General features: G+C 74.2%; 18 protein-coding genes and 2 pseudogenes. 17 read left to right on the forward strand and 3 right to left on the reverse strand.

Going from position 1 to position 25,764, the window contains the following annotated elements; all coding sequences use genetic code 11:
• The first annotated feature begins 86 nt into the window (after positions 1-86).
• Together ACF1AG_RS12935 and ACF1AG_RS12940 are read left to right on the forward strand one after the other, a co-directional pair.
• On the forward strand, positions 87-725 hold the full coding sequence (locus tag ACF1AG_RS12935) for a DUF4255 domain-containing protein (protein ID WP_359603502.1): 639 nt from the start codon (positions 87-89) through the stop codon (positions 723-725).
• A complete protein-coding gene (locus ACF1AG_RS12940) occupies positions 722-2,722 on the forward strand; it encodes an ATP-binding protein (RefSeq protein ID WP_391809741.1) in 2,001 nt (666 codons plus the stop codon). Before ACF1AG_RS12935 ends, ACF1AG_RS12940 begins: the two co-directional genes overlap by 4 nt.
• Positions 2,723-2,734: 12 nt before the next feature.
• On the opposite strand, the gene ACF1AG_RS12945 is transcribed toward ACF1AG_RS12940, so the two are convergent.
• Positions 2,735-4,126 carry an RICIN domain-containing protein gene (locus ACF1AG_RS12945; RefSeq protein ID WP_359603505.1) on the reverse strand — a complete coding sequence of 464 codons (1,392 nt, stop codon included), beginning with the start codon at positions 4,124-4,126 and terminating at the stop codon, positions 2,735-2,737.
• A gap of 86 nt (positions 4,127-4,212) precedes the next feature.
• Positions 4,213-5,787, reverse strand: coding sequence for a DUF4157 domain-containing protein (locus tag ACF1AG_RS12950; protein WP_391809742.1), 1,575 nt, complete (start codon positions 5,785-5,787; stop codon positions 4,213-4,215).
• Positions 5,788-6,008: 221 nt separating this feature from the next.
• Between ACF1AG_RS12950 and ACF1AG_RS12955 the strand changes: the two genes are divergently transcribed.
• The 14 genes and pseudogenes from ACF1AG_RS12955 to ACF1AG_RS13020 all read left to right on the forward strand — a co-directional run bounded on the left by ACF1AG_RS12955 (position 6,009) and on the right by ACF1AG_RS13020 (position 24,226).
• Positions 6,009-7,601 carry a phage tail sheath subtilisin-like domain-containing protein gene (locus ACF1AG_RS12955; protein ID WP_391809743.1) on the forward strand — a complete coding sequence of 531 codons (1,593 nt, stop codon included), beginning with the start codon at positions 6,009-6,011 and terminating at the stop codon, positions 7,599-7,601.
• A 62-nt stretch (positions 7,602-7,663) separates the two neighbouring features.
• On the forward strand, positions 7,664-8,107 hold the full coding sequence (locus ACF1AG_RS12960; RefSeq protein WP_033274777.1) for a phage tail protein: 444 nt from the start codon (positions 7,664-7,666) through the stop codon (positions 8,105-8,107).
• A complete protein-coding gene (locus ACF1AG_RS12965) occupies positions 8,107-8,589 on the forward strand; it encodes a hypothetical protein (RefSeq protein WP_359603509.1) in 483 nt (160 codons plus the stop codon). Before ACF1AG_RS12960 ends, ACF1AG_RS12965 begins: the two co-directional genes overlap by 1 nt.
• Positions 8,586-8,744, forward strand: a complete 159-nt coding sequence (locus tag ACF1AG_RS12970; protein ID WP_359603511.1) for a DUF6760 family protein — start codon at positions 8,586-8,588, stop codon at positions 8,742-8,744. The genes ACF1AG_RS12965 and ACF1AG_RS12970 overlap by 4 nt, the downstream gene beginning before the upstream one ends.
• A 3,104-nt stretch (positions 8,745-11,848) precedes the next feature.
• Positions 11,849-12,274, forward strand: a complete 426-nt coding sequence (locus ACF1AG_RS12975; protein ID WP_359603513.1) for a phage tail protein — start codon at positions 11,849-11,851, stop codon at positions 12,272-12,274.
• 52 nt (positions 12,275-12,326) lie between these two features.
• Entirely contained in the window at positions 12,327-13,061 is a 735-nt protein-coding gene (locus tag ACF1AG_RS12980) for a tail protein X (RefSeq protein ID WP_359603515.1), read from the forward strand.
• 3 nt (positions 13,062-13,064) lie between these two features.
• Positions 13,065-14,975 (forward strand): VgrG-related protein, encoded by a 1,911-nt coding sequence (locus ACF1AG_RS12985; RefSeq protein WP_359603517.1) that lies wholly within the window; start codon positions 13,065-13,067, stop codon positions 14,973-14,975.
• Complete coding sequence (locus ACF1AG_RS12990) at positions 14,975-15,433, forward strand: GPW/gp25 family protein (protein WP_359603519.1); 459 nt, start codon at positions 14,975-14,977, stop codon at positions 15,431-15,433. Before ACF1AG_RS12985 ends, ACF1AG_RS12990 begins: the two co-directional genes overlap by 1 nt.
• Positions 15,433-17,391, forward strand: a complete 1,959-nt coding sequence (locus ACF1AG_RS12995) for a putative baseplate assembly protein (RefSeq protein ID WP_359603521.1) — start codon at positions 15,433-15,435, stop codon at positions 17,389-17,391. Before ACF1AG_RS12990 ends, ACF1AG_RS12995 begins: the two co-directional genes overlap by 1 nt.
• Positions 17,388-17,630: pseudogene (locus tag ACF1AG_RS13000) on the forward strand (phage tail protein); the annotation flags it as partial. The gene ACF1AG_RS12995 and the pseudogene ACF1AG_RS13000, both read left to right, overlap by 4 nt.
• Before the next feature lie 270 nt (positions 17,631-17,900).
• Positions 17,901-18,224 (forward strand): annotated as a pseudogene (locus ACF1AG_RS13005) (phage tail protein); the annotation flags it as partial.
• Positions 18,221-19,759, forward strand: a complete 1,539-nt coding sequence (locus ACF1AG_RS13010; protein WP_391809744.1) for an NADase-type glycan-binding domain-containing protein — start codon at positions 18,221-18,223, stop codon at positions 19,757-19,759. The pseudogene ACF1AG_RS13005 and the gene ACF1AG_RS13010, both read left to right, overlap by 4 nt.
• A gap of 50 nt (positions 19,760-19,809) precedes the next feature.
• A complete protein-coding gene (locus ACF1AG_RS13015; protein ID WP_387795913.1) occupies positions 19,810-20,826 on the forward strand; it encodes a YIP1 family protein in 1,017 nt (338 codons plus the stop codon).
• A 166-nt stretch (positions 20,827-20,992) separates the two neighbouring features.
• Entirely contained in the window at positions 20,993-24,226 is a 3,234-nt protein-coding gene (locus tag ACF1AG_RS13020; RefSeq protein WP_391809745.1) for an FG-GAP-like repeat-containing protein, read from the forward strand.
• Positions 24,227-24,339: 113 nt separating this feature from the next.
• Here the strand turns inward: ACF1AG_RS13020 and ACF1AG_RS13025 are convergent, their stop codons facing one another.
• Positions 24,340-24,708 (reverse strand): MerR family transcriptional regulator, encoded by a 369-nt coding sequence (locus ACF1AG_RS13025; RefSeq protein ID WP_359600317.1) that lies wholly within the window; start codon positions 24,706-24,708, stop codon positions 24,340-24,342.
• 129 nt (positions 24,709-24,837) lie between these two features.
• On the opposite strand from ACF1AG_RS13025, the gene ACF1AG_RS13030 reads away from it, so the two are divergent.
• Positions 24,838-25,743, forward strand: a complete 906-nt coding sequence (locus ACF1AG_RS13030; protein WP_359600316.1) for an NADP-dependent oxidoreductase — start codon at positions 24,838-24,840, stop codon at positions 25,741-25,743.
• The last annotated feature ends 21 nt before the right edge of the window (positions 25,744-25,764 follow it).

Here is a 25,764-nt window from a genome sequence, read left to right on the forward strand (position 1 = left end):
TCGGCGGTGAGGCGTCCGGCGTCGACTGAGGCGGCCGGCGGCCGGACGACCCGGGGACCGCGCGACGGCAGAGCAGGAGTACGACGGTGATCCACGAGGTGGACGAGGTCCTCAAGGGCCTCCTCAAGGGCGGCGCCCTGGCCGGCTCGGGCGTCGAGGTGTCCCTGGACGCCCCGACCCGGGACTGGGCGGCCCGCCGCAACGCGCCCACCCTCAACGCCTACCTGTACGACATCCGCGAGGAGGTCTCCCGCCGGGAGCGCGGCACGGTCGCGGTCACCGACGACACCGGCCAGGTGGTGCGGCGCCGGATGCCGCCGCGCTGGTTCCGCCTGTCCTACCTGGTCACCGCCTGGACGCGGCAGCCCGAGGACGAGCACCGCCTGCTGTCGGCCGCGCTGGCCACGCTGCTCCCCCGCGAGATCCTCCCGCCCGCCGAACTCCCGCCCTCCCTGTCCGCGCTGGGACTGTCGGTCACCCTGTCCGTCGCCGGGACGCAGACCGAGTCGCGGTCGCTGGCCGAGATCTGGTCCGCGCTCGGCGGTGAGCTAAAGCCGTCCCTGGACCTGGTGGCGCTGGTCCCGTTCCCGTCCTACCCCGAGTACGACGCCGGACCGCCGGTCACCGAGGGCGCGGTCGTCCGGGTCCGCTCCGTCGACGGCGCCCGGGACACCACCCGCGCCCACCGCCCGCACCACCTCGAGGGCGGACGGGGCACCCGGTGAACACTCCGCACCCCGACCCCGCCGACGCCCTCCTCGCCCGCGTCACCCGGCTCCGCGCCCGCGTCGCCCGGCTGGTGGAGCTCCGCTCCGCGGACGACCCCACCGCCGACGACCCCCTGCGCGGCCTCTACCTCTCCGAGGCGGCCGCAAGCCACCACCTGCACACCACCCCCGCGCCCCTGCCGGACGGCCCGGACGACGAGGAGCCCCCCGGCGACCGGCTCGGCCCGCTCGCGCGACGGCTCGGCCTGCACCCGCCGGAGGTCACGGTGCTGCTGGCGGCGCTCGCCCCGGACCTCGACCGGTCCTTCGAGCCGCTGTACGGCTATCTCAACGACGACGTGGGCCGCCGCCGCGCCACCACCGGTCTCGCGCTCGACCTCGCCGGCGCGCCCGTGCACCGGCCCGAGTCCCGCGCGGTGTTCCACCCCTCCGCACCGCTGCGGACGTTCGCCCTGCTGGACGTCGAGGAACCAGAACGCCCCTTCCTGAGCCGCTCGTTGCGGGTGCCGGGCCGGGTCGTCGCCCATCTCCTCGGCGACGACACCCCCGACCCGTCGCTCGCCGGGCGCGTCCGCCCGCTCCCCGTACCGTCCGAGCCCCCCGGCGAGGACGGCTTCACCGGACGGCTCGCCGCCCGGCTGAAGGAGGAGCCGCTCACCGTCTATCTGCGCGAGCACCGCGAGGGCGAGGGCCTGGCGCACGCGGCACGGGCGCTGCCCGACGGCGCCCTGCACTACACGCCCCACGGCCCGCACACCGGGCAGCCGCTGGCCGCCCTGGTCCGCGAGGCCCGGCTGCTCGACCGCCCGCTGGTCGTCCCGGTGCCGCAGGACGACCCGGGGGCACTCGTGCGGGCACTGTCCGTGCCCGATGTGCCCGTGGTGTTCACCGGCTCCGGGCCGTACGACCCGCAGTGGTGCGACGACGACCCGCTGGTGCTGGACGCCCCCCGGCTGGGCACGAACGCCGTGCACGCCTGGGCCGCCGCCCTGCGCGACGGTGACCCCGATGCCCCTACGGGCACCGCCGGCCCCGGCTTCGACCTGGCCGCCACCGTCGCCCCCTACCACCTGGGCACCGACCGGGTGGCGCGGGCGGTGCGGGCCGCGCGGGCCCTCGCCGCGTTCGACGGCACCCCGCTCGCCCCCGCCCATCTGCGGCTCGCCGCCCGCCAGCAGTCCACGTCCGGTCTCGAGCAGCACGCCCGCCGCATCCGGCCCGCGGTGACCTGGGACGACCTGGTGCTGCCCGAGGCGCCCCTGACCCAGCTGCGCGAACTGGCCCGGCGGGCCCGGCTGCGCGACCGGGTGCTCGGCGACTGGCGCCTCAGCGCCGGAGGCGGCCGGGGCCGGGGTGTCCTCGCACTGTTCGCGGGCGACTCGGGCACCGGCAAGACCCTGTCCGCCGAGGTCGTCGCCGCCGAACTGGGCCTCGACCTCTACGTCGTACGGCTCTCCTCCGTCGTGGACAAGTACGTCGGCGAGACCGAGAAGAACCTGGAGCGGGTCTTCTCCGAGGCGGACCGCACCGACGCCGTGCTCCTCTTCGACGAGGCGGACGCGGTGTTCGGCAAGCGCTCCGAGGTCAAGGACTCCCACGACCGGTACGCCAACATGGAGAGCGCCTATCTGCTCCAGCGTCTGGAGTCCTTCGACGGCATCGCGCTGCTCACCACCAACCTGCGCGCCAACATCGACGAGGCGTTCACCCGCCGCCTCGACCTGGTGGTCGACTTCCCGTTCCCGGACGCCGGGCAGCGGCTCGCGCTGTGGGAGCACTGCCTGTCCCGCGTGCCGTGCGCGGACGACGTCGACGTGTCGCGGGTGGCACGGGACTTCGAGCTGGCCGGCGGGTCCATCCGCAGCGCCGTGGTCACCGCCGCCTACGCGGCGGCCGACCGGGACACCACGGTCACCACGGCCGATCTCCTGGAGGGGGCGCGGCGGGAGTACCGCAAGGCGGGGCGGCTGGTGCCGGGCGAGGGCACCTGGTAGCCGCGGCGGCAATCAGGGCGTGCGCAGCGTCCACTTCTGGTTGGGGGTGCCGCCGCACGTCCACAGGTGCAGCCCGGTGCCGTTGGCGGTGCCGCTCCACATGGCGTCCACGCACTTGTCGGCCATCACGCTGACCAGGTCGGCGGCGGGGCTCATCGCGAAGGTCTGCGCCGGGTTGCCGCTGCACCGGGCGAGCTGGATCAGCGTGCCGTCGTCCCGCGAGGCCCAGGCCACGTCCATGCACATGCCCATGGAGCGGACGGTGCCGTCGCCGCGGAACTCCCAGCGCTGGTTGGCGGCCTTCGCGTCGCAGTCCTGGATCACCAGGCCGGTGCCGTCGTTCGCCTTGCCCTTCTTCAGCGGGACGGTGACGCAGCGGTCGGACCCGACGCCCACGATCTGGTCGCCGACCAGCGGTTCGGACTCGGCCTGCTTCTCCTCGCCGCCTCCGCCTCCGCCGCCCCCGCCGCCGGAGGCCGGCTTCTCCTCCTTCTCGCCGGACCCCGCGTCGGCCGAGCTGCCGCCGCCGGGCGCCTCCTGCTCGGGCGGCTTCACCTCCTGCGACGCCCCGGCGCTCGGCAGGGTGAGCGGCGCGGACGCGGAGGCCTGCGGCGCGGGGATCACGCCGGCCTCGGCCTGCGCCGTCTTCTCCGTGGCCAGCGACCGCACGTCCGGCTTGTACGTCAGCCAGATCACGACGAACGCGACGGCCAGCGCGACCGTCGTCGCCAGCACCGTGGCCAGCCAGCCCGGCAGGAAGCCGCGCTGCACGAACTTCCCCTCCACGCCCAGCGGATCGACGCCGGAGCGCTGCACCATGAGCGTGTAGGGACGCTCCTGCTTGGAGCCGAACCAGATGATCTCCCGGGGCTTCAGCCGGGCCTTCACGAACGCCGCCCGCCCCGGTTCGATCTGGACGTTTCCCGGGTCCAGGTCGAAGGAGAGCTGGTCGCCGTTGTCGCTGCCGCTCAGCGAGGCGGTCACCTTGGTGTTGCCGACGTTGTCCACCGCGAGCACGGGCTTGCCCCGCAGCCGCCCCTTCACCACCGGCGGCACCAGCTCGGCCCGCACCTCGGTGAACGGCGTGACCGTCACGTTCCCCTCGGGGACGGTGGTCGCCTCGGGGTGCTCCGTCGGCGTGATCCGGACCGCGTACGGATGCGGTCCCGCGGCCGCGTCCGGGGTGCGCGGCACGTCGAAGGACACCTCGACGGTCCCCGTGGTCCCGGGGTACAGGCGCAGCGAAGGCGGCTCCACCCGCGCGTACGGCGCGAGGTCACCCACCGGCTCGAACCGGTACTCGTCCACCACGTCACCGGTGTTGCGCACCCGCAGCCGCACCGTCGTACGGCCGCCCGGGTCGACCGTCGCCGACGCCGGCTCAAGAGAAGTCCAAAGGCTCACGCGTCGACGCTAGTTGACACCCTCCGGGCGGTCACGAGGCTGCGAGGCAGGTTCGGCTGCCCGGAAAGGCAACGGGGTGCCCCGGCTCAGCTCTCCTCCCATTCGGAGGCGGAGCCGTCGGGGTCGTGGGTGACGCGTTCCGTCGACATCTCGCCCTCGATCACCCACCGCTCCGTCAGCTCCTTGCCGTTCGCCTCGGCTTTCTCACGGACAGCGTTCACCACCGCTTCGTGTTCCCTCATCCACTCCGGCATCAGCCAGCCCGGGAAGAACTGTCCATGGGCGCCCGCGGCCACGACCTCGTACCCGGTGGCCCGCCCGATGTGTTCGTTGACGGCCTGGAAGGCCCACTCGCAGCAGGCGCAGGCCAGCTTGACCCCGCCCATCATGACCTTCTCCGGAGCCTCGTCCTTCGCTTTCGGATTGCTCAGCCACTTCGCGACATGCTGTCCGAGGACCGTCATCTCACCGTGCTGGGAGGTGTTCGGCGCCGAGGCGCCACCGACCGCGTACCACCGGACCTTCCCTTCCTCCAGGGCCTTTTTCACGGCGAGCAGCCCTCCGGCGCCGCTGTGCTCACTGAGGTAGGAGCCCTCGACCAGCGCGCGGACCTTGGTCTGGTCCCTGCCGGCCCTGCTGCGCTGTGCGTCCTCGGCCCGTGCCACCTCGTCGGAACCGTTGACGAACCGAGCCAGTTCGGCCTCGACGACCTTCTTGTCGTTCTCGGTCACCTTCTTGTCGCCGGTGTTCCCGGCGATCGCGAGGTAGCCGTCCTGTTCCAGGGACACGGCCAGATGAGGCGTGATCTTCTTGACGCTGCGGACGGGTTTCTTCTTCTTGTCGACGAACTGACCGTTGGTGGCCCTGATCGTGTCCAGCGCGATGCGGGACATCCGGTCCAGCATGCGCAGGGTGACGTCCCGGTCCTCCTCCGCCGTCGGCTTCGTCTGCCGGAACCCCGGCGCGGCGGCCTCCGCCGTCTCCGGAACACGCTGGACCCGGGGCGCCCCCATGTCCACGGCCCGCTGCAGGCCCTGGCCGCCCACCGTCCCGGCCGCCTCGGAGAGCGCCGGTGGCGCTCCGCTCATCACACGGCGGGCGTTCTCCTCGGCCTCGCGCTCGAAGCGGTCGCCCGGGTCGCTGACCTTGAGCCCGCCGCCGTGGTCGTGACCGTCGACCGGCCCCTGACGCTGCTGGACGACATGCGTCAGCTCGTGCGCCAGGGTGTGCCTGTCCAGGCCGTCCCGGCCCGCCACCACATGGCTGCCCGAGGTGTAGGCGCGGGCGCCGATCTCCTCGGCGGACCGCTGCGCCACGGCGTCCGTGTGCAGCCGCACGTCACCGAAGTCCGCGCCGAGCCGGGCCTCCATCTCCGTCCTCAGAGGAGCGTCCAGGGGCCGGCCGGCGCTGCGCAGCACCTGGTGCACGGCCGACCTCTGCACCGAAGGCCGGTCCTGTCCGGGCTGATGACCGCAGTTCGCGTCGTGCCGGTGGCGCTCCTCGGCCACGGCCCGGGCCACCGCGGCGTTCCCCGCCGTCCGCTGCAACGCGAGCAACCGCGCATCCGTCGTACCGGCCGGACGGCCGGCCTCCGCACGCGGCTTCGCCGGCCGGGCGCCGGGCGTCCGTGCCTGGTTCTGGCTGTCTTCCTGCCCGCGCACGGGCGCTCCCCTCGATGGTGGACACACGTCGGTCCGCAGACTGCCAGGCGGGCGTGGGGCAGGGAATGGCCGTCGGGGCAGACGCGTGGGCAGACGCGGGACGCCCTGCCCTTACGGGCAGCGGCCGTGCCCCGGACACGGCACTCCCAGCCGTTCCGGCGGGCGCGACGCGCGCGCGAGGGTGCGTACAGACCTGACTCGTACCCCGAGGAGAGCAGAGCATGCCGTCCTACCTGTCGCCGGGCGTCTACGTCGAGGAGGTGGCCAGCGGCTCGCGCCCCATCGAAGGAGTGGGCACATCGGTGGCGGCCTTCGTCGGCCTCGCACCCACCGGCCCGCTGAACGAGCCGACCCTGGTCACCAACTGGACCCAGTTCGTCGCCGCCTTCGGCGCCTTCACGGACGGGTACTACCTGGCGCACTCCGTCTACGGCTTCTTCAACAACGGCGGCAGCGCGGCCTACGTGGTGCGGGTCGGCGGCGCCCCCGGCGGTGTCGCGGGCGAGGCGTCCGGCACGCCCGCCGAGGTGACGGGCGCGCCCGCGCAGGCCGCCCTGCCCGCCGGGACGCCCGCCCAGCTCGGCACCTTCACGGTGACCGCCGTGGCCGCCGGGTCCGGCCCGCTCAGCGTCGAGGTATCCGACCCCGAGGGCGAGGGCCCGGCCGAGCGGTTCCGCCTCACAGTCAAGGACGGCGACCGCCCCGTCGAGACGTTCGACGTCAGCGCGAAGAAGAGCAGCCGCACCTATGTCGTCACGCAGGTGAAGGAGCGCTCCAAGCTCATCACCGTGCAGGAGGCGGCGCCCGCCGCGCAGCTCGCCCGTCCCGAGAACCAGACCGTGGCGCTCGCGACGCCGCCCGCCCCCGCGCCCGCCGTCCCGGCCACCGCCGACGGCGCCGTCCGCCCCGGCCCGGCCGAGTACGTCGGCGACTCCGCGGACCGCACCGGCTTCGGCGGCCTGGAGGCCGTGGACGAGATCTCCATGGTCGCCGTCCCCGACCTGATGGCCGCCTACCAGCGCGGCGACATCGACCTGGAGGCGGTGAAGGCCGTCCAGCTCGGCCTGATCGCGCACTGCGAGCTGATGGGCGACCGGGTCGCCGTCATCGACCCGCCGCCCGGCCTGAACGCCCGCGACATCCGCGTCTGGCGCCAGGAGACCGCCGGCTACGACTCCAAGTACGCGGCGCTGTACTACCCGTGGATCAAGGTGTTCGACCCGGCGAGCGGCCAGAGCCGGGTCGTCCCGCCGAGCGGCCACGTCGCCGGCGTCTGGGCCCGCAACGACTTCGAGCGCGGCGTGCACAAGGCGCCCGCGAACGAGGTCGTCCGCGGCGCCGTCGACCTGGAGCTGCAGATCACCCGCGGCGAGCAGGACCTGCTCAACCCGATCGGCGTCAACTGCATCCGCGCCTTCCCCGGCCGCGGCATCCGCGTCTGGGGTGCCCGCACCCTGGCATCCGACCCGGCCTGGCGCTACCTGAACGTCCGCCGGTACTTCAACTACCTCGAGGAGTCGATCCTGATCGGCACCCAGTGGGTGGTGTTCGAGCCCAACGACCACCAGCTGTGGGCCAGGATCCGGCGGAACGTCTCCGCCTTCCTCGTCAACGAGTGGCGTTCCGGCGCCCTGTTCGGCTCCCGGCCGGAGGAGGCCTTCTACGTCAAGTGCGACGAGGAGACCAACCCGCCGGAGTCCGTCGACCTCGGCCGGGTCGTCTGCGAGATCGGCATCGCGCCGGTCAAGCCCGCCGAGTTCGTGATCTTCCGGCTGGCCCAGTTCTCCAGCGGGAGCGGCGAGCTGGAGGAGTAGGGGAGACCCCCGCACTCCGCCCTCCCTCCGAACTCCCCCTCTGCGAAGGAAAGTAGCGACAGATGAGTCTGCAGCCGGGTGATGCCCTCACCTCACACAACTTCGGCCTCCAGATCGACGGCGTCATGGTCGAGTACCTCGCCGAGGTCAGCGGCCTCAGCATCGAGCAGGACGTGATCGAGTACCAGCAGGTCTCGGCCCAGGGCAAGCCCGTCACCAAGAAGATGCCGGGCGTGAAGAAGGCCGGCACCTGCACGGTCGTGCGCGGCATGACCCAGTCCCCCGCGTTCAACGAGTGGATCAACGAGTCGGTCAACGGCGCGATGGGCACCGCCCGCAAGAACGCGACCATCATGGTGATGGACTACCAGAACAATCCGGTCAAGCGGTACAACATGCGCAACGCCTGGTGCAGCAAGATCGACACCAGCACCGTGAAGGCCGGCGAGGCCTCCGCGCTGACCGAGACGGTGACCATCACGTTCGAAGAACTGGTCATCGAGTAATGCGACGCACCACCGCCGCCCGGCCGGGAGCCCTCCCGGCCGGCCCGGGGCCCGCGGAGGCGGCTCCGGCCGCCGTCGCGGAGCCGGAGGAGGCCACGTCCGGCTCCGGGGCGCTGCGCACCGAGTTCCCCTTCGAGCTGCCGCGCGGCTACGTCGACGAGAACGGCACCGTCCACCGGCACGGGACGATGCGGCTCGCGACCGCCCGGGACGAACTGGTCCCGCTGCGCGACATCCGGGTGCAGGAGAACCCCGCGTACCTGTCGGTGGTGCTGCTCGGCCGGGTCATCACCCGGCTGGGGACGCTCACGATGGTGCACGACGGGGTCGTGGAGAACATGTTCGCCTCCGACCTGGCCTTCCTCCAGGACTTCTACCGGCAGGTCAACGCCGAGGGCCACACCCGTGCCGGCGTGACCTGCCCCCACTGCGAGCAGCCGTTCGAGGTCGAACTCGGCGGGAGCCGCCTGGGGGAATCGTGACGTACGCGACCGACCGGCTGCACGAGGAGATCGCGTACATCGCCTACCACTTCCACTGGAGCCTGGAGGACATCCTGGACCTCGAACACGGTGACCGCCGCCGGTACGCGGAGCAGATCACCGCGCTCGTGACGCGCGCGTCGGCGGAAGGCTGACGCGGCATGGGATTCCTCGACCGGCTGCGGCGCAGGGGCGGCGCGTCCGCGGCTCCCGGGGACGACGGCCGCACCCCGGTGGCTCCTCAGGCGCCCGTGCGCACGGCTGCGTGGCCTCTGCTGCCGCCTGTCCAGCGGGCGACTTCACGGCCGTCGTGGCCCGTCGCCGACGCGGGGTTCGGCGGCAGGCTGAGCACCTGGCAGAACCCGTCCTTCGCGGGCACGCTCTCCCACGCCGTGCTGGACGGCGCGCCAGGAGGGCTGGTCGAGGGAGTCCTCACCGCGTCGGCGCGACCGTCCGCGGGGCTGGAACTGCCCACGCTGGACCTGCCGGTGGCGAGGCCCGCGAAGGAGGCCGGTCACCCGACGGAGGGTGAGGAGCCGCCGGCGGTGCAGCGCGCGGCCGTTCCCCTCAGGGTGACGGCGTCTCCCTCCCCCGCGCGACGTTCCGCGTCCCTGACCAGGGCAGGGGGACCGGCGGCGGCGCCTGTGCAGCGGAGGACGCTGCCGGCCGCGACGGTGCCGGCGGGAAAGGCGCCGGTCGGAACCGTGCCGGTTCAGACGGTTCCGGTTCAGACGGCTCCGGTCGAGACGCGGGGCTCGGGTTCGGGTCCCGCAGGCGACCCGGCGGGCTCCGGGGGAAGCGGTGGTACGGCGTCCGCGCCGCGCCGACGACCCCTGCTCGGGGCGCCGTTGACGGTTCCGCCACCGGGGGCGAAGGCTCCCGAGCCGCGCGCAGCGACTCCGGGAGGCTCGTCGCCCTCCCCGTCGCCGGTTCCCGTGGCCCGCTCGACGTCCTCGACCGCCTCGGCCGCCTCGCCGTCGTCGGTTCCTCCGGTCGCCGGTGCGGCCTCGGGCTCTCCCGTGTCCGGGGAAGCACCGGTGACGTCCGTCCCCCGGGAGTCCGGCAGTGTGCCCGTACGTCAACGGGCCGTCCCGGAGGCGCCGGAGGGAACCGCCCAGGCGCCGTCACCGGTGTCCGCCGGCGCGGCGCCTCCCGTGCGGCCTCTGACGCCGACCCGTGCGCTGGCTCCCTCCCCGCCGTCCGCGCTGTCGCCTGTGGCCCCGCACCTTCGTCCCGCATCCGCGGCCGTGCCTCTGCGGCGGACCGCGCCCGCCGTGCAGCGACGCGCGGCCCGGTCCGGCGGGGGTGCTCCGGCCGCGCGGACGCCCGAGCCCTCCGGTCCGTCCGGCGGCCCAGGGGCGGCGGTTTCCATGCCCACGGCGGCTGAGGCGCCGGTGCGCTCGGCACGCCCTTCGGTCACGCCGGGGGCGCCGACCGGGGCTCCGGCGGTGGGGCGCGCGCCTGTAGGGCAGCCCGGTGGCTCGGGGGAGGCAGCGAACGACGAGGGCGGCGTACCCGCGCCGGCCGCTGTTCCCGTGGCCGCGGTCCAGCGCCTTGCCCGGCCCGGCTCCGCGGTGCCCGTCGCACCGCTGCGGCGGTTCCCGACGGCACCGGTGCCCCGGGCCGTCGACGTCCCCACGGCTCCGGCCACGCCGACGCCCTCGGCTCGGCCCGCCTCGGTCTCCGCGTCCGAGGCGTCTGCCGTCCGGCGGAGCAGCGCACCGGGCACGGCACCGTCCACCCCCTCCGCGGCCCCGCCCCGGACCACCACACCACCCGCACACGAGACGCCCGCCGTCCAGCGGACGGGTATGACGGACACGGCTCCCCCCATCGCGACCCCGCCCCGGACCACCACGCCACCGGCAGCCCAGACGCCTGCCGTCCAGCGGACCACCGCGCCGGGCACGACACCGTCCACCCCCACAACGGCCCGGACCCGGAGCGCCACGCCACCCGCATCCGAGGCAACCCCCGTCCGGCGGACCACCGCACCGGGCGCGGTTCCCGCCACCGCGATCCCGCCCCGGACCGCCACGCCACCCGCATCCGAGGCAACCCCCGCGCGGCAGACCGGTGGGCCGGACACAGCACCGCTCACCACGACGCCGTCCCTCCCCCCTGCGCCCGGCACCCCGCCCCGGACCGCCACGCCACCCGCACACGAGACGCCTGCCGTCCAGCGCACCAGCGCCCCGGGCACGACACCTTCCGCCCCCACCACGCCCGCTCAGCGAACCGCCGCCACGCCGGGCGTGACCGACGTTCCGGTCCTGCCCCTCGCGGCCCCCGCGCCCCAGGCGGCACCCGTCCAGCGGGCCCCGAAGTCGGCATCGGCCACGCCCTCTCCCGCGGCCGGCGTGGGCAAGCCGGCCGCCCCCGGAGCACGGCCCCCGGCCACGTCCACGCCCGCGGCTCCCCTCAACACCCCCGTGCGGCAACGCCGTACGCCCTCCGGGGATGCTCCGGCTCCGGCGAGCGGCCGTACCGTGCTGCCGCCGCTCGGGTCCACCTCCGTCCCGGTACCGAGGCCTGCCCGTACCGTTCCGTCGCCCGCCGCGCCCGCCTCCTCGCCGGCCCCTGTCGGGCCTCCCATCCAGAGGCTCGCGGCAGGACGCCCCACGCCTCCGGCAGCGCCGTCCGCGCCCGCCACCCCGGCCGCTGAGGGCCGGACCGCCTCACCCTCCCCCTCGCGGACCCCCCGCGACGGGACCGCGAGCGCTCCCGTACAGCCCCTCACGCGACCCGACGCGCCGACCGCACGCACCGGCCTCGGTGCTCCCCTTCGGCGCAGCATCGCACCCGTCACACCTGCGGGCACGGGCCCCGCCCCCACCGAGCAGGGCACCACGCCCGTCCAGCGCTCCACCTCGCCCGCCACCCCTCCGCCCGCGCTCCCCGCCGTCACCCCGCCCCCCGCTCTCCCCGTACAGCGCGCGACACCGCCCCCGCCGTACGACCCGGGCCCGCCCCCGCCGCACGACCCGGGCCCGCCCCCGCCGTACGACCCGGGCCCGCCCCCGCCGTACAGCGCCCGTGACCCGCACCCGGGGCCGGGCGGTCCGCCGGGTGAGGGTCCCTTCGACCCCCGGTCGCTGACCGACGGCCAGCTCGACGAGCTGACGCACCGGCTGGTCGGCCCCCTCACCCGGCTCCTGCGGACCGAACTGCGCATGGACCGCGAACGCATCGGCCGCCTCCGCGACCCACGCACCTGACCTGAACCCACCGCCCGAAGACGCCCCCGAAAGGCCCCGCGATGCCCAGCGATCTCGATCCGGGATCCACGATCTTCTTCACCCTCACCATCGACGGCGAGAGCCTCGGCGCCTTCAACGGCTGTGAGGGACTCGCGTCGAGCGTCGAGGTGGAGCAGTACCAGGAGGGCGGCAACAACGGTTTCGTGTGGCAGCTGCCCACCCGCGTCACCTTCTCCACGATCCGGCTGACCCGCCCGCTGACCCCGGACACGTCGAAGGTCGCCGCGTGGATCTCGTCCGTGACGACCGGTGTCACCCGCCCCACCGCGCAGATCTCGGCCCTGCGCGCGGACGGGTCCGAGGTGGCCCGCTGGGGGCTGATCGACGTGCTGCCGGTCAGCTGGCAGGGGCCGTCCCTCGACCCCGCGAACCCGGGCGTGGCCACGGAGGTCCTGGAGATCGCCCACCACGGCTTCACCGACTGACCCACCCCCGCACCAGCACGACCGGAACGACACCAGGACGGAGACGAAGGACATGGCAGGCAAGGGAGGCAAGGGCTCCACGGGCGGCGCGGGCAAGAGCCTGGTGCGCGCCACGCTCGCCATCCACGAGCCCCCCATCGGCGACAGCACCACACCGGGCGGTCTGATCAGGACCTTCGACTTCGACTTCAACCCGGCGCAGCTGACCCTGACGCGCCGCGCCCAGTGGAAGAGCACCCCGTCCGCCGCCCTGCGCGACGGCCCGCTGCCGGAGTTCATGGGCGCGGAGGGGCGCAGCCTGTCGATGGAGGTCTTCCTGGACTGCTCCGGCGACCCGGGCGACAGCAGCGTGCTGAAAAAGGTCGAGGCGCTGTTCTCCTGCTGCGAGGTGACCGCGAAGTCGATCGCGGCGGACCAGCCGTCGACGCCGTGGGTGGTGTTCGAGTGGGGGTCGTTCTCGACGGCACGGTTCACCGCGTACATCGGGAGCGTGCAGGCGACGTACACGCTGTTCGGGACGACGGGGGTGCCGATCCGGGCGGCGTGTCAGGTGGAGCTGAACGAGATCCCCGGGCAGACCAAGGGCCAGAACCCGACGTCGGGCGCGCTGACCGCGCGGCGCGTGCACCGGGTGGTCGCGGGCGACACGCTCCAGTCGCTGGCCTGGCGGGAGTACGGGGACGCGGCGGCCTGGCGGGCGATCGCCGAGGCCAACGGCATCGACGACCCGTCCCGGCTGCCCAACGGCACCGAACTGATCCTTCCGGCGGCCGGGGAGGTCGCGTAACCGATGGTCAAGCCCTCCTTCTCCAACATCGTCGACGTCACCTTCGACGGGAAGCCCGTCCCGCCGTACTTCGCCCCGCTGCTGGTCGGCGGCTGGGTCGACCTGGGCGCGGGCGTGCCGGGCGCGTTCCGGGTGACGTTCCGCGACGCGCACGGCCTGGTGCTCGGCAAGCTCGGCATCAAGTTCGGCACCGAGGTGGTGATCGCGCCCGTCGCGCACGGCAAGGGCGCCGGTGAGCCGCTGCTCACCGGCGAGGTCACCGGCATGGAGACCGACTACGACGGCACCGGCACCTTCACCGTGATCCGCGGCTACGACCGCGGGCACCGCATGATGCGCCGCCGCCGCGTCGCCGCCTACCGCAACCAGACCGCGTCCGACATCGCCCGCACCCTCGCCGCGCAGGACGGCCTGACCCTCGGCACCGTGGAGGGCACTCGGACGGTCTACGAGTTCATCAGCCAGGCCAACGTCACCGACTGGGACTTCCTGTCCCGGCTCGCCGACGAGAACGACCGGGTGATGTCCCTGGACGCCAAGGGCCGCTTCCAGTTCACCGGCCCCGACCCGGCGTCCGGCGCGCCGCCCACCAGCACCCCGGGCGAGAAGAGCCCGTACGTCCTCCAGGCCGGCACCGACGTGCTGCGCTGCCGGGCCGCGGTGACCGCCGCCGACCAGTTCGGGCGGGTCGAGGCGCGCGGCTGGGACGTCGTCGCGAAGAAGGAGCTGACCGCGACCGCCCCGACCACCGCCCACCCCGGCATCGACATCGGCACCACCCCGCAGAAGGCCGCCTCCGCCTTCGGGACCGTCACCCTCGTCGAGACGGAGAAGCCGTACGACCGGCAGAACGAGGTGAAGTACGCCGCCGACTCGCTCGCCGACGACGTCACCTCGTCCTTCGCCGAGCTGGAGGTCGTCGTGCGCGGCAACCCCAAGCTGCGGCCCGGCGTGCCGGTCACCCTCACCGACGTCGGCGCGCCCTTCGAGGGCAAGTACACGGTGACGTCCGCCCGGCACGTGTTCGGCGACGGCAAGCACTACGAGACCTGGATCACCGTCAGCGGACGCCAGTGGCGCTCCCTGTTCGGGCTCACCTCCGGCGGCGGGGGAAGCGGCGCCGCCGCTGCCGCGCCCCGGCTGCCGAGCGTCGCCAACGCGCTGGTCACCGATGTGCAGGACCCGCTGAAGCAGGGCCGTGTGAAGCTGAGGTTCCCGTGGCTGGACGACACTTACGTCTCCGACTGGACGCGGACCGTGCAGCTCGGCGGGAAGCGCGGCGGGAGCATCTTCCCGCTGGACGTGGGCGACGAGGTGCTGGTGGCGTTCGACCGGGGCGCGCTGGACCACCCGTTCGTCGTCGGCGGGCTCTACAACGGCGTGGACAAGCCGTCCCCGGTGCGGGACGTCCCCCTGCACGACAGCGTGAGGCGGCGGGCGGTCCGGCACACCCTGTCCGACCGCGACGCCAACCGCGTCGACCTGCTCAGCCAGACCAACGGCGCCCGCAAACAGGGCGTCCGGATCGCCTCCGGCGACGACAGACTGGTCATCAACCTCGACCGCACGAAGACGGAGATCACCGTCGACAGCGAGGGCGCCGTCGTCATCAAGGGCGGCCGGTCCGTGTCCGTCGAGGCAGGCACCGACCTCACCCTGAACGGCAAGCGGTCGGTGACCATCAAGAGCGGCGGTCCCCTCACCCTCCGGGGGCGCGGCGCGGTCACCCTCAGCTCGTCGGTCGGCGCGGTGAACGTGGACGCCAAGGGCGCCCTGTCCCTGAAGGCCGCGGGGCTCGCCAGCATCGCCGCGATGGGCAGCGTGCAGATCAACGCGGTGGCGAGCGTGGGCATCCGCGCGGCCACCGTGCCGGTCATGGGGCTGCTCACCGCCAACGGAAAGCCGGTGATCTGATGGCCGAGCAGTTCGTCGGCTCCGGCTGGGCTTTCCCGATGCGTATCGGACCCACCGGCGGCATCGCCCTGGTCAGCGGCGAGAAGGAGATCGAGGAGGCCATCCGGCTCGTGCTGGCCACCGCGCCGGGCGAACGGCCGATGCGCCCGGAGTTCGGCTGTGCCATCCACGAGATGGTCTTCGCCCCCGTCAACGAGGCCACCGCCGGCCGCATCCAGCACGAGGTGTACACGAGCCTCGACCGCTGGGAGCCGCGCATCGAGGTCGAGGAGGTCCAGGTCACCGCGGGCCCCGGCGAGGGCGTGCTCCACATCGACGTCCGCTACTCGATCCGCGGCACCAACAACCCGCGCAGCCTCGTCTTCCCCTTCTACGTCATCCCCTCCCACGACGAGCCCGGCACGAGCGGCACGGCCGGTGCGGGCGAGTGGGGCCCCCACCCCGAAAGCGACCGCTGATGGCCCTCCCCTCCCCCAACCTCGACGACCGCCGCTTCCAGCAGTTCGTCGACGACGCCAAGCGCTACATCCAGCAGCGCGCCCCGGAGTGGACCGACCACAACGTCTCCGACCCGGGCGTCACCCTGATCGAGGCGGTCGCCCACATGGCCGACCAGATCGTGTACCGCCTCAACCGGGTGCCCGAGAAGAACCACCTGGCCTTCCTCGACCTGGTCGGCATCACCCGGTTCCCGCCCACCGCCGCCCGCACCGACGTCACCTTCTGGCTGTCCGCGCCGCAGGACGACCCGGTGGTGGTGCCCGAGGGCACCGAGGTCGCCACCACCCGCACCGAGCGGGACGAGGCCGTGGTCTTCGCCACCGAACGCGACCTGGCGCTCGTGCCCTGCTCGCTGCGCAGGATCGCCGCGCAGCAGCAGGGGGAGCCGGTCGCCGACCGCACCGACGACCTCGCCGAGGGCAAGGACGTCCTCTGCTTCTCCGAGGCGCCGGCCCCCGGCGACTGCATGCTGTTCGGGCTGAGCGCCGCCGTCCCGCACTGCGCCGTCGCCCTGGAGCTGGACAGCCGCGTCGACGGCGTCGGCGTCGACCCGCGCCAGCCGCCGCTGGTGTGGGAGGCGTGGACCGAGGACGGCTGGACCGAGTGCGAGGTCGAACGGGACGTCACCGGCGGCCTCAACCGGCCCGGCGAGGTCGTCCTGCACGTCCCCGGCGGACACGTGCTGTCCCGCAACGGCGGCCACGAGGGCGGCTGGCTGCGCTGCCGCGTCACCGAGCCCCTCCCCGGCCAGCCCTTCTACACCACCTCCCCGTCCGTGCGGGCCGCCGAGGCGTACACCCTGGGCGGCACCACCTCCGCCGTGCACGCCGAGACCGTCCGCGACGAGGCGCTCGGCGAGTCCACCGGCCTGCCCGGACAGCGGCTGCGCCTCGCGCACGCGCCCGTCGTCGGCGACACCCCGCCCGTCCTGCTCCAGACCGCCGAGCACGGCGGCTGGGCCGACTGGGAGGTCGTCCCCCACTTCGCCGGCTCCCGCCCGCACGACCGGCACATCACCCTCGACGCCACCACCGGCGAGATCGCCTTCGGCCCCGCCGTCCGCGAACCCGACGGCACCCTGCGCCAGTACGGCGCCGTCCCCCCGAAGGGCGCCGTCATCCGCGCCCTGCGCTACCGCACCGGCGGGGGCAGGGCAGGCAACGTCGCCCGCGGCGCCGTCCGCGTCCTGCGCCGCTCCGTGCCGTACCTCGCCGAGGTCGTCAACCGGGAGGCCGCGCGCGGCGGCGTCGACGGGGAGACCGTCGAGGAGGCGAAGCGGCGCGCGCCCATCACGCTGCGCGCCCAGGAACGCGCCGTCACCCTGCGCGACTACGAGGAACTGGCCCGCCGCGCCGCGCCCGACACCGCCCGCATCACCTGCCTGGAGGGCGACGAGAGCGAGCACGGCGCCTACGCGGTCCGGGTCCTCGTGGTCCCCCAGGCCGTGCCCGACCCGGGCGGGCGGCTCCGCTTCGAGCAGCTCGTCCCCGGCGACGCGCTGCTCTCCCGCATCACCCGCCACCTCGACGAACGCCGGCTGATCGGCACGCGCCTCGCCGTCGGCCCGCCGTACTACCAGGGCGTCACCGTCGTCGCGACCGTGCACGCCTTCCGCGGCGTCGACACCGACCGGGTCCGCCGACAGGCGCACGACGCCCTCTACCGGCACCTCGACCCGCTCACCGGGGGCGCCGACGGCACCGGCTGGCCGTTCGGCCGGCCCGTCCAGGCGGGCGAGATCTTCGCCGTGCTCCAGCGCGTCCCCGGCGTCGAGCTCGTCGACCAGGTGCTGCTGCACCCCGCCGACCCGATCACCGGCAAGCGCGGCGAGGCCACCGACCGCATCGACCTGTCCGCCCCGTCCCTGGTGTTCTCCTTCGACCACCGGGTCCGCGTGATCGGGGACGGCGCATGAGGGGCTCCGTCGACGGGCTGGGCTCGTCGGCGCCGATCGGCGCCATGCTGCCCGCGATCTTCGCCGACGACGACCTGGCCCAGCGGTTCGTCGCCGGCCTCGACGAGGTCCTTGCGCCCTTCCTCGTCGTCCTCGACAACCTGGACGCGTACTTCGACCCGGCGCTCGCCCCGCTGGACTTCACCCGCTGGCTCGCCGACTGGGTGGGCGCGGAGACCGAGGGCATCGAGCCGGAGGGCGCCGGGACCGAGGGCATCGAGCCGGAGGGCGCCGGGACCGACGGCATCGAGCCGGAGGGCGCCGGGACCGAGGGCATCGAGCCGGAGGGCGCCGGGACCGACGGCATCGAGCCGAAGGGTGCCGAGGCGGGCGGCGCCGGGCCTGACGCCGGTCCGGCGGGCGCTTCCGGCGTCGGTCCCGGTATCGGTTCCGGTATCGGTCCGGCCCTCGCGGAGACCAACGGCGTCCGCCCCGGCGCGGGCCGGGCGGGCGCCCTCCCGGCCGAGCTGCGCCTGCGGGCCGCCGTGGCCGCCGCCGCCCGTCTGCACCGCGTGCGCGGCACCCGGCGCGGGCTGTCCGAGGCCGTACGCCTGGTCTTCGGCGTGCCGCCCGAGATCCGGGAGAGCGGCGCCGCCGCCTGGCACGCCCGCCCGCTCGGCCCGGTCCCCGGCGACCGCCGCCCGCACCTGCACGTCACCCTCCGGCTGCCCGACCCGACGTCGGCCGACCACCACCGGCTGGACGCCCTCGTCGCGGCCGCCCGTCCCGCCCACATGCCGTACACGGTCGAGGTCGTCACCTCGGCCGTCGCCGAAAGGACCACCGACAGATGACCAGCCCGTCCTCCGGCCCGGGCGGCCGGACCGCCTCCCGCTGCGCCGACTGCGGCACCCCGGCGGAACCCGGCCAGTCCTTCTGCGACTCGTGCGGAGCGGTGCTGGGGTGGGCCGACGGGGGCGGCCTCGCGGGCCGCGCCGAGCGGGCCCGTACGGAGCCCGTCCGTACGGAGCCCGTCCGTACGGAGCCCGTCCGTACGGAGCCCGCGCGGACGGAATCCGCGGCCGGGACGACGGAGCCCGCGGCCCCGGCCGCGGCAGCTTCCGGCGGCTCCGCCGCCGGGGCCTACGGTGCCGTCGGGCGGCCGGCCGAAGCGGCGGAAGCATCCGGCGCCACCGCGGCCAACGGTCCGGCCGGGTCGGCCGGGGCCTCCGGTGGTGCCGGGGCCGTCCCGGCCGGCGGCAGCCGTGCGGCCGGCATGGACGGCGAGGCCGGCACAGGCAGCCCGGCCGGTGCGAGTCGCACGGACGGCGCGGCGTCCGCCGCCGCGGGCGGCCGGGACCCGGCCTCGACCGCCGTCCCCCCGGACGACCGGGACCGGGCCACGGACGCCGAGGACGACACCGAGCCCCTGCCCGCCGTGCCGTCAACGGCCACCGAGCCGCCACGCGCCCAGGGCAGTGCCGACACCGACGCGGCCGAGCGGGCCCGTTCGCTCCTCGTCCCCGTCGCCGACAGCGAACGGCGCGAGGGGCCCGAGGACCCCGACGTCGCCCCGGTGCTCCCCGGCCGGACGGCCGCCCGCCGTCCCCAGGTCCGCACCGTGGGACCGCAGGCCGACGCGGAGGGCGGTGTCCCGTGTCCCTGGTGCTCCACCCCCAACCGCCCCGAACGGCACTTCTGCGCGCGCTGCGCCATGTCGATGGCGCGCGACGAGGACGCCCCGCAGCGCCTCCCGTGGTGGCGCCGCATGTTCGCGGACCGCACCGCCGAGGCGGCGTGGGCGGGTGAACGGCCGCGTCTGCACCGGGGGTTCGGCCGGGTGTGGAACTGGGTGGTCGGCGCCGTGGTGATCGGCCTCGTCGTCGCCCTGGTGATGAACCTGGGCACGATGATCCAGGCCACCCGCGACCACTTCGCCAAGCGCGCCCCGGTCGGCCCGTCCGCCGTGAAGGCGTCCCGGTCGTACACCGGGCACGGCGCGGGACTCGCCTTCGACAAGCTGAACAACACATGGTGGGGTCCCGGCATCGCGCAGGCCGCCGAGGGCGAGTGGCTGGAGGTCACCTTCGACCAGCCGACCCGGCTGCTGGACCTGGTGATCACCCCCGGCACCTCCACCCGCGCGGACCAGCTGTCGGAGTCGGCCCTTCCGCGCCGCATCGACGCGCAGATCACCCTCGCCGACGGCGAGAAGATCACCCGTACCCTCACCCTCGACCAGAGCGCGGGCGGCCAGCGCCGTTCGTTCCGGGTCGGCGAGGTGACGACCGTCCGCTTCGTCCTGCGGTCGGCCTACGACGTGGGCCCGAAGAAGCAGGTGGCGATAGCCGAGATCGAGTTCTTCGGCCCGTCCCACAACAACTCCTGACCGCCCGCCCGGACCCGCCCCGAGGCGGGTCCGGGTACTCCCCTTAGGGGATGTCACAGCTCGGCAGCAATGCCCGCCCGCGTGGCCGGGGCCCGGCACACGGCCGCCCGGGAACAGGTACGTTCGAGGGCGTGGCTGGATTCAGGATCGGACGCGGACGGAACAACGACGGTGCGCCCCAGGGGCGCCCGCCCCACCCCCCGCACGGGCGGCAGACGCCGCAGGCGCCCTCGTACGGCTATCCGCAGGCACCGCAGCCGCCCGCCTACGGGCAGGGCGCGGGCGGCGGAAACCCCTGGCCGCAGCCGCACGCCGGTCACGGCGGCCCGGGCGGCTACGGAGGGCGCGGGGGTCACGGCGGTCACGGCGAGCCCGAGTACTTCGGTGACGGCGGCTACCCCGCCGCACCCCAGGGCGCCCCGCACGACCCGTACGCGGCCAACAACCCCGGTCACACGCAGGCGTTCTCCATCAGCGACCCGTACCACCAGGACGACGCCTACCAGCCGCCCGCCGGCCCGGTCGGCCCTCGGCTGCACTGGAAGGCCCTGCTGAAGGGCATCGTCCTGGCGCCGCCGCAGACGTTCCTTCAGATGCGCGACTACACGATGTGGGGCCCCGCCCTCGTCGTGACGTTCCTCTACGGCCTGCTCGCCGTCTTCGGCTTCGACGGCGCCCGCGAGGACGCCATCAACGCGACGCTGTCCAACGCGATCCCCATCGTGCTGACGACGGCCGTGGCGATGGTGATCAGCGCGTTCGTCCTCGGTGTGGTCACCCACACGCTGGCCCGCCAGCTCGGCGGCAACGGCGCCTGGCAGCCCACGGTCGGCCTGTCCATGCTGATCATGTCCATCAGCGACGCCCCGCGTCTGGTGTTCGCCATGTTCGCGGGCGGCGACGCCGCGTTCGTGCAGATCCTCGGCTGGGCCACGTGGGTGGCGGGCGGCGCGCTGCTCACCCTCATGGTGAGCCGCTCGCACGACCTGCCCTGGCCGAAGGCCCTGGGCGCCTCGTCCATCCAGCTGATCGCGCTGCTGTCGATCGTGAAGCTCGGCACGTTCTAGACCCGCTCCGGGCCCGCCCGGTCGGACCCCCGGTGTGCACGTCACGCCGGGGCCCACCCCTGCCGCGCCGTGATCACCTCCTGCTACTGTCCCCCTGCTCGCGCAGGACGAGCGGCGACATCGTGACACGCCCCCCTGCGCGGCGCCCTGGGGAGGGACTTCACAAGTGAATCGTCCGCTGGACAAGCGGGCCGTGCGCCGTCGGCGTGCGCTCGGCCGTACCGCTCTCATCGTCACGCTCGCCGTGACCGCCGGCATCGGCGCCACGACGGGGACGGCCACTGCCGACACGACCACGGCGTCCGCCGAACCCGTCGTCGTCAGCCCCGGCGCCCGCTTCGTGCCCCGCGCCACCCTCGTCCTCAACACCGGCGAGACCGGCTTCCTCTCCGCGCAGGAGGGCGACGACCGCCTGCGCTGGATCGACTACGCCACCGGCACGACGACCGTCCTCGACCACCGGCTGGCCAAGCCGCTCGCCTACGACGTGGACGGCCTCCGCTTCACCGGGCACCCCGGGGACTTCGGTCACGGCTCCGACACCGTCGCCCTCTACGCGGCCTCCCCGTCCCCGCACGTGACGCTCCAGCAGCGGGCTGGCGACGGACCGACGGTCACGGTCCCGATCCCGCAGGGCCAGTCGTACGTCGCCACCTACGGCGACACCGTCATCACCCGCACCGGCGCCGAGGACGCCGAAACGAGCCTGCACCTGCTGCGCACGGAGGACGGCCAGGTGCGGGACCAGAAGCTGGAGGGCCTGCCGGAAGGCTGGAACCTCACCATCAGCACCGGCGACTCCCGGTCCGTGGCCGTCCGCGCGATCAAGTGGGAGGACACCACGATGCACCAGGGGTGGTGGGTCGTCGACCTCGCCACCGGCACGGTGAAGGCACTCTCCACCCACGGCGAGCAGGTCTGGTTCGACCAGGACACCGTCTTCCACCTCGGCGCCCCGGAGCCGTACGCCGCCCAGGTGTACCGACGGGACGACCTGGACGCGGAGCCGACCACCCTGGACCTGCGGGAGGTGGGCGCGCACGACTACACGATCCTCCCCTTCGCCGGCCAGTTCGCCACCGTGGCCCCGCCCAACCCCGGCGCCAACGAGTACCGCGGCAACCACCTCGCCCTGGAGGACACCGAGGGCAACTGGAAGTCGCTGCTGACCGTCGCCTCCCCCTCGGTGCACCGCACGCCCGACGGCTCCCTGCTGGTGACCGGCGCCGAGAAGGACACCGACTACGGCCCGCTCGACTGGGGGTACTACCTCCTCACGCCCGCCGCCGACGGCACCGTCACCCGCAAGCGCGTCGCGGACATCGAGGACCGGGAGGCCGAACCGTTCGGCATCTCGCTGGGCAGCGGCATCCTCACCACCGCCGACGACTCCAAGCTCTACATGCCGGGCACCTACGTCGGCGGCTACCGCAGCACCTGGCTGAAGACCTCCGGGCGTCCCGAGGAGCTGCACTCGACCGTCGACGGCCTCGTCAGCGGCCGTGACGTCGACTGCGGCGACTCCGAGAGCGGCCCCTGCGTGACCATGTTCGCCTCCGGCGACGGGCACCACGGCCGCGAGGCCGGCACCGAGCAGGACGTCACCATGCTCTACCGCAACGGCGACTCCGCCTGGGGCCCGCGGGTGACCTCCGGACTCGGCAGCCCCGAACTCGTCGACCTGTCCGGCCGGTACGGCGTGGTGAATCAGGCCTGGGGCGGTTCGCAGGCCGTCCTGCGCTTCGAGGACGGCAACGCCGGAAGCGTCCTCGAGAAGCGGAAGATCGTCGCGTCGGCCGCCTGGGGCAGCACCCTGTGGAGCGCCACCGCCGGCTGGGACGACCCCGGGCTGAACCTCCCGACCACGGTGACGGCGAAGGACCTGTCGACGGGAGCCGCGGGCGAGACCTTCGACGCCGGGTGCGTCCCCCGCGAACTGCAGGCCGTGGGGCGCTGGGTGTACTGGCAGTGCCACGACTCCTGGCCCAACTACCGGGGCGGCGGCCTCTACGACCGGCAGGCCAAGCGCTCCCTGAAGCTCGGCACCGACAAGACGCTCCTCGGGGACGGCTACCTGGTCCGCCAGTCGGACGCGACCGGCCTCACCCTCGTCGACCTGCACGAAGGTTTCCAGGCCGGTGCCACCGAGGCGGACCTGCCCCGGCGCGTCATCGTCACCGCGGCGGAACTGGGCGACCGGACCGTGCCCCGGGCCGGATGGACCGTGGACCGCTTCGGCGGACACGTCGCCTACGCGGGCGCGGACCGCCGGGTGCGGATCGTCCCCTCGGGCGTCCCTGCCTCCCGCATCGCCGTCATCGACGCGGAGACGTCGTCGTCCGCCCTGGACATCAAGGCCGGAAAGACCTGGACGTCGCGCTGGTGGCTGTCGAAGCCCGCCGCCTCCTGGACGCTGACCTGGAAGAACAAGGCGAGCGGCAAGGCCGTGCGCGCCCTGTCCGGCGGCGAGGCCCGCGGCTTCCTGTCGGCCTCCTGGGACGGCAAGGACGCGGCCGGGCGGTACGTGCCGAACGGCGCCTACACCTGGACCCTGACCGCGAAGCCCGCCGACGGCACCGGCGCCGACCTGTCCGTCTCCGGGACCGTGCCGGTCACCGGGGGCGCCGCGGTGTGGCGGGACATGGCGGGCGACGACGGCTTCGGCGACCTGCTCGCCACGGACTCCGCCGGGGTCGTGTGGATGTACCGGGGTACCGGGACCGGCGGAGTGAACTCCCGCACCGCCGGCACCGCAGGGGCGTTTCCCGCCGGAGCGGTGCTCGTGCCCGTCGGCGACGTGGACGGCGACCGGTGCGCCGACGTACTGGTCCGGCTGGGCAACGAGCTGCGGGCCTACCGCCCCGGCTGCGGCAAGGTCGTCGGCGCCTCGTCGCCGTACACGGTGATCGGCCAGGGCTGGGGCCAGTACGACCAGCTGACGTCACCCGGCGACCTCGACGGCGACGGTTACACCGACCTGATAGCCCGCCAGACCACGACAGGCGACATCTACTTCTACGCGGGCACGGCGGACCACCACCTCAAGACCCGGGTGCGGATCCAGCTGAACTGGAAGCTGTACAAGTGGATCACCGGCGCCGGCGACCTGAACGGCGACGGACGCGGCGACCTGCTCGGCCAGGACTCCGCCGGTGTCCTGTGGCGGTACTACGGCACCGCCGCCGGCAGCGTGACCAAGCGGGAGCGGCTCGCCGGCGGCTGGAACATCTACTCCGCCGTCGTCGGCACCGGCGACCTCTCCGGCGACGGCCGCACCGACCTGCTGGCCCGCGACACCGCCGGGAAGCTGTGGCGGTACGCGTCCACGGGAACCGGCGCGTACAGCAGCCGGGTGCTGGTCGGCTCGGGCGGCTGGAACTCGTTCAAGGGCCTGCACTGACCCGAACGCGGAAGACGAGGACGGCCCCCGGTGTGGACATCCCGCCGGGGGCCGTCCCCGTTGTGACGGACGTGATGGTGCGAGGCGCCCTGCGGAGCCCTTTCCCTTTGTGACTACTCCCGCGGATGGCGGCATTCCGGCGGCGGATTACGGGTGTTGGCGATGACGGCGTCGAGCCGTTCACGGGCCTCGGACAGCTCCGCGATCCGCTCGCTGATCCGCACCCGCTCGTTCTCCAGATGCTCCACGAGCCCTGGCGGGACCGAGCCGGAGTACACGCTCGGCAGCACCTCGCGCACGGAGCGGCTGGCCAGCCCGGCGGCGAACAGCTGCCGGATCAGACGGACCCGGTCGACGGCGGAGCCGGGATACTGCCGCTGGCCTCCGGGGCCGCGCTCGGCGGGCAGCAGCCCCTGCTCCTCGTAGTAGCGGAGCGCCCGGACACTCACCCCGGCCCTCCGCGCCACCTCACCGATCCGCATACGAGCCTTCCGATCGACGGCCGTCACCCGACGTGCGGCGCGCGACTTGCATCTGACGCCGACGTCAGGTCCTAGCGTCGTGGGTGTCGAAGTCATTCCGGCTTTCCCGGCAACAGGAGGCAGATCATCATGCGCGCAGCCCGCTACCACGAGTACGGCGACACGACGGTGCTCACCGTCGAGGAGGCCCCCGACCCGGTACCGGGCCCGGGCGAGATCCGGATCCGGGTCGCCGCGGCGAGCGTCAACCCGGTCGACTGGAAGGTCCGCAGCGGCGCCCTGCGGGACGTCCTTCCCGTGGACCTGCCGGCGATCCCCGGCCGTGACGCCGTGGGCCGGGTGGACCGGATCGGCGCCGGAGTGGAAGGCGTCGGAGTCGGCGACCGCGTCTTCGGCCTCGGCGGGGTGACGGGCGCCACGGCGGAACTGGCGGTGCTGTCGGCCTGGGCGCCGGCTCCCGCGGAGTGGAGCGACGAGGAGGCGGCCGGGGCGGGCCTGGCCGCCGTGACGGCGCTGAGCGGCCTGAAGACGCTCGGCCCGCTGTCCGGCCGTACGCTCCTGGTCGAGGGCGCCGCCGGAGGGGTCGGCGGCGCGACGGTGGAGATCGCGGTGGCCCAGGGCGCCACGGTGATCGGCACGGCCGGCGAGCACAATCACGCGTTCCTCACGGCGCTGGGGGCCGTGCCGACGACCTACGGCGCGGGCCTCGCCGAGCGTCTGGCCGTCCTGGCGCCGGACGGGATCGACCTGGTCCTCGACGCGGCCGGCTCCGGCTCGCTGGACGCCCTCGTGGAGATCGCCGGCGACCCGGCCCGGGTGGTGACGGTCACCGACCACCGCAACGCGGAGCGTCTGGGGGTGCGGGTGGCCAACGCGGCGAACGACTCGGCGTGGCTCGCCGAGGCGGCCGAGCTCGGCGCGCAGGGCCGCTACACCCCGCGTGTGGCGCGGACGTACCCGCTGAAGGAGATCGCCGAGGCGCACGCCCGGTCGGAGGGCGGGCACGTGCGCGGAAAAATCGTGGTGCTGCTGTGACCGGACCTGGCTAGAGGGCTT

This window comes from Streptomyces sp. NPDC014764, from assembly GCF_043082785.1.
Taxonomy (GTDB): domain Bacteria; phylum Actinomycetota; class Actinomycetes; order Streptomycetales; family Streptomycetaceae; genus Streptomyces; species Streptomyces althioticus.